Source organism: Arthrobacter sp. SPT-J7 (assembly GCF_059089965.1).
Genome location: NZ_JBNHFF010000248.1, coordinates 1 through 4604, shown reverse-complemented (window position 1 = coordinate 4604; position 4604 = coordinate 1). Strand labels below are relative to the sequence as shown.

Below are 4604 nucleotides of genomic sequence, written 5' to 3'. Positions count from 1 at the left end.
CGGCACAGAGCCAGACACCTGCTGCAGCGGAAGGACCTTGGCCTGATCGATCTCTGGATCCTCTATTGGAACCACGGCGGGCACTGCCATCCCTTTGATTTTGATGCCTTTATCCATGACGTGCTGCCTGTTGCGTGGTTCGACCTGGATGCCCTTCAGTCGGCGGTCGAGGAACTGTCGCTGGAAGCCATCGCCTAGGTTAGGGCCTCCATTGTGCTGGGTACCTATCAGGGACCAATGATTCCAGGTACGCCCGAAGCAGATTGGAGCAGTACATGCAAGGTGAAACGAGGGGACGGCGGCTGCTGGCGGCTGCAGGAAAGGGCGCCGTGTGCGGCCTTGCCGGCGTGGCAGTGATGACTGCCGGCGAAAAAGCCGAACAGCTCCTGACGAAACGACCCAACTCCTACGTTCCCGCCCGGACCCTTCTTACCCTCCTGGGCAGGACCCCCAGTCAGGCGGAAAAGCCATTTATGTGGAACCACCTGATGCACTGGGGCACCGGGGCCGCGCTGGGCTCCCTCCGCGGCCTGTGGGCCGCAACCGGAATCCGCGGCCCCTTCGCCAACACCAAGCACACCGCCGTGCGGCTCGCCTTCGACCAGACCCTTGAGAATGCCACCGGCATGGGTGCTCCTCCTACAGCCTGGACTCCCCGGGAACAGGTGGTTGATGTGCTGCATAAAGCCGTCTACTCCATCTCAACAGGCGTTGCCGCCGACCGCTGGATTCCGCCCCTGCTCGAATCACACAAAGGGACCACCAGCCACTAGGGCCGATGAGACCGGAAGATGGCCAGAGGCAGCTTCGTGGTTGGCGCGGGAGCGCTGGCAATGGCAGCAGCGCTCCCAGCCTCTTCGGGAGAAGAAATGGACCGTCCTAAAGAAACCACACTGAATTTTGCTGCTTTGAGTGGCTGGCCCGGAAACGAGCCCGGGCAGGCACCTGCTCCCGGGCAGCAGGGCCTGGGCCTGGAGCCTGTCCGGGACACCTTGCTCTACGTGCCCTCCGGGCTGCAACCCGGCCAACCTGTCCCGCTGGTCCTCCTGCTGCATGGCGCCGGGGGTGGGGCGGCAGGAGGATTATCCCTGCTGTCCGCCCTTGCCGAGACGTACAGAATCGTCCTGGCGGCACCGTCTTCCCGGGGCTCAACCTGGGACGGCGTCCGGGGATCCTTCGGGCCTGATGTCCAGGTGATCAACCGGGCCATGGAGCGAATTTTCCAGCAGGTCTTCGTGGACCCGAACCGCATCGGTGTGGGTGGCTTTTCGGACGGCGCTTCCTACGCACTGGCCCTGGGCCTGGCCAATGGTGACCTCTTTTCCCGGGTCATTGCCTTCTCCCCGGGGTTCGTCCCGACCGTTCCGCGCAGCGGCAAACCCCGGATCTTCGTTTCCCACGGAGACACGGACACCGTCCTGCCCATCGACCGCACCAGCCGCCGGCTCGTGCCCACGCTCCAAGCGGGTGGCTATGACGTCACGTACCGGGAGTTCCCGGGCCCGCACACGGTACCCGCAGCCATTGCCCAGGAAGCCATCGACTGGCTCGGCTGGCAGAAGTAACGGAACCGGGCGCTAGATTCTTTCCACGATGAGGTTGCGGTAGGCCGCGCGGAGCGGTGCCATCTGCCGGAACCCCAGGTAGCCTCCGCCCAGCACTTTGTCCGATGGATCCTGCCAGTCAAAGAGCGGGAGCCCGTTGATGGAAAAGTCCACGTTCCGGCCGTCCTTCACCACTTCCATCCGGTAGAAATCCACGGCATCTTCCGCAGGGGGCAACGGGTCCGCGCCCTGGGCCACCAGCTCAAAGCCGGCGCTCTTGCGGAGGTTGCAGGTCCGGAAGGCCCGCTCCGACGAGTACTTGTGCCGCAAATACGAGATGTGCAGGGCGTCGATGTCCCCTGAGTGGTACTGCGGGTAGTAGCCCGTCCGCGGCAAGAGTTCAGAAGAGAACAAATCCCGTCCGCCATGCCCGTTCGCAGCAAAGAACACCATGGCCAGCCCAGGTTCCTCGAGAGGGCGGAACTCCCAGCTGATCCGGATTTCGTCCGGGAACTCCTGCGGGCACCAGAACGTCCAGTGCGCGTGGTCGCCGAACTCCGAGTCGTCCAGGGCGCCGGACAGTTCCAAGGCCCCTTCGTGGCTGCCCAGGCTCAGGGGCCCTTCGCCCACCCAGTCCGCCACGTCCGCCGGACCGTTGAGCGGGTTGCTGTAAAGTACCTTCGTTTCGAGGCCTGCGGCTCCCACCTAGCCGCGCCCCGCCGTCGTACTTTCCAGGCCCACTGGGGCCAGCCCGAGCGCTTGAAGCTGCTCCGCAACGTGCTCTGCCACCACCGCTGCACCCAGCTGGGAGAAGTGGGTGTTGTCCGTCAGTCCGTCCGGCCAATGTGCGTGTTCGCCCGATGCGAAGTGGCAGAAGAGGGAAACCGACTCCTCCCGCCCCAGCCGCACGTACAGCGCGCGGGTCCACGAATTAAGGTCGATGACCGGCACGCGCAGCTCCAGGCCAATCTCCCGGACCACTTCCGGATAATCCTCCAGGCTCTCCTCCAAGGAAGCGTCCGACGACGGGCCGGCCAGGAAGTGCCGCCGCGCCACCGACGTGCACAGCACGGGCAGCGCTTCCAGGGCACGGACCTCGGCCACCATTCTGCGCAGGTTGGCGGCGTAGCCCGTGCGCGCCGCCAGGTGCGGCTTCTTCTGGTCGTTGTGGCCGAACTGGATCAGCACCAGGTCGCCATTGGCTGCCTCCGCCAGCAACTGTCCCCAGAGCCCCTCCTCCCGGAAGGACTCAGTGCTGGCGCCACCCTTGGCAAAGTTGTGCACGGCAGCCCACGTGTAGGTGTGCGGGGGCAGTTGGGCTCCCCAGCCACTCATGGGGTACTCGTGCGTGGGGCAGCTGGCGACCGTGGAATCTCCGGCGAGCAGGACTTTCATGGGTGCTTCAGTGCTTTCTCTTGGTGCAGGCTCCCCTGCTTGTTGAGTGCGTCAGCCCTTGACGGAACCGATCAGCATGCCTTTGGCGAAGTGTTTTTGCAGGAACGGGTAGAAGATCAGGATGGGCAGGGTTGCCACCACGATGACGGCGAACTTGATGCCCTGCTCCGGCGGGATGTAGGCGGGGTCCACGTTGCCGGTACCCAGGAGGTCCGACGCTGCCGTGACCTGCCGCAGGTACATCTGCAGGGTCCACTTCGAGTTATCCGAGAGGTAGAGCAGGGGTGACATGAAGTCATTCCAGATGCCCACGGCGTAGAACAGCGCGAACGTGGCCAGGACCGGCTTTGACAGCGGGAGCAGGATCCGCCAGAGGATCCCGATCTCGGTGGCGCCGTCCATCTTGGCCGATTCCTCCAGCTCCTGCGGAAGTTCCTGGAAGAAGTTCTTGATGATGATAAGGCTGAACGGGTTGATCGCGGCGGGCAGGATCAGGGCCCAGTAGGAGTTCAGCAGGCCCAGGTCCTTCACCAGCAGGAACGTGGGGATCATGCCGCCCGAGAACACCATGGCAAAGACCACCAGGGACAGGATGACCTTGCGGCCGCGGAGGGTCTTTTGGGCCAGCGGGTAGGCCATGGTGACGGTAAACGCGAGCTGGACCAGGGTGCCCACGGCGGTGACCAGGACAGTGGTGACCAGCGCCCTGATGAACGCGGGGGTGGAGAAGATGTACTCGTAGGAGCCCAGGGTGAACTGTTCCGGCCAGACGAAGAACGCACGGCGGGTGATTTCCGCTTCGGTGGCAAAGGATCCTGCGATGACGTAGATGAACGGCAGCAGCGTGATGATGCCGACCAGGGACAGGAACACGTAGTTGGCGGCGTCGAAGATCCGCCCGCCGGTGGTGTTGTGGATTTTCATGGCTAGAACAGTCCGCTCTGGTTGAAGCGTTTGGCCAAGGCGTTGGTGCCGAAGATCAGCACGAGGCCCACCAGGGATTTGAAGAGCCCGACGGCGGTGGAGTAGCTGTAGGCGCCCTGCGTAATGCCCACGAAATACACGTAGGTGTCGAACACGTCGGCTGCGGAGCGGTTCAGCGCATTGGTCATCAGGTAGATCTGCTCGAAGCCGGTGTTCAGCATCTGCCCGATGGCCAGGATCAGCATCACGATGATGGTGGACCGGATCCCGGGCAGCGTGATGTGCCAGACGCGGCGGAACCTGCCGGCGCCGTCGATGATGGCTGCCTCGTACTGGTCCTGGTCCACCGTGGCGAGCGCGGCGAGGAAGATGATGGTTCCCCAGCCGGTGTTTTTCCAGATTTCCTGCAGCACAATCAGCGGCCGGAACCAGTTGGGATCAGACAGGAAATCGATGTTGGTACCCATCACCGAGTTCAGGAACAGGAACAGCGGGCCGAAGTCCAGGGCAAAGAGCAGGAAGCTCAATGAGGCAACGATGGTCCAGGACAGGAAGTGTGGGATGTAAACGAGCGTCTGGACAGTGCGTTTGAGGATCGAGAGGCGGACTTCATTCAGCAGCAGCGCCAGGACGATGGTCAGCGGGAAAGCGATGCCGAGGTTCAGGAACGCCAGGATCAGGGTGTTGCCCAGCAGCCGCGGGAAATCGGGGTTGGAGAAGAAGTCCTGGAAATGCTGGAAC

7 protein-coding genes are annotated in these 4604 nt (G+C 63.4%); 3 read left to right on the top strand and 4 right to left on the bottom strand.

Annotation, left to right across the window (positions count from 1 at the left end):
* The 3 genes from AC5RWX_RS30585 to AC5RWX_RS30575 all read left to right on the top strand — a co-directional run.
* Positions 1-198, top strand: a 198-nt coding sequence (locus tag AC5RWX_RS30585; protein ID WP_494099964.1) for a hypothetical protein, incomplete at its 5' end; no start/stop codon positions are given.
* A gap of 77 nt (positions 199-275) precedes the next feature.
* Complete coding sequence (locus AC5RWX_RS30580) at positions 276-773, top strand: hypothetical protein (RefSeq protein WP_494099963.1); 498 nt, start codon at positions 276-278, stop codon at positions 771-773.
* A gap of 96 nt (positions 774-869) precedes the next feature.
* Positions 870-1565, top strand: coding sequence for an alpha/beta hydrolase (locus tag AC5RWX_RS30575; RefSeq protein ID WP_494099962.1), 696 nt, complete (start codon positions 870-872; stop codon positions 1563-1565).
* Between the two features lie 12 nt (positions 1566-1577).
* On the opposite strand, the gene AC5RWX_RS30570 is transcribed toward AC5RWX_RS30575, so the two are convergent.
* From AC5RWX_RS30570 to AC5RWX_RS30555, 4 genes are all read right to left on the bottom strand, one after another.
* Positions 1578-2249: a DUF1961 family protein gene (locus AC5RWX_RS30570; RefSeq protein ID WP_494099961.1), complete on the bottom strand. Its 672-nt coding sequence runs from the start codon at positions 2247-2249 to the stop codon at positions 1578-1580.
* Entirely contained in the window at positions 2250-2939 is a 690-nt protein-coding gene (locus AC5RWX_RS30565) for a rhamnogalacturonan acetylesterase (RefSeq protein WP_494099960.1), read from the bottom strand.
* 51 nt (positions 2940-2990) lie between these two features.
* Positions 2991-3863: a carbohydrate ABC transporter permease gene (locus AC5RWX_RS30560; protein WP_494099959.1), complete on the bottom strand. Its 873-nt coding sequence runs from the start codon at positions 3861-3863 to the stop codon at positions 2991-2993.
* Between the two features lie 2 nt (positions 3864-3865).
* A partial coding sequence (locus AC5RWX_RS30555) for an ABC transporter permease (RefSeq protein ID WP_494099958.1) occupies positions 3866-4604 on the bottom strand: 739 nt, incomplete at its 5' end.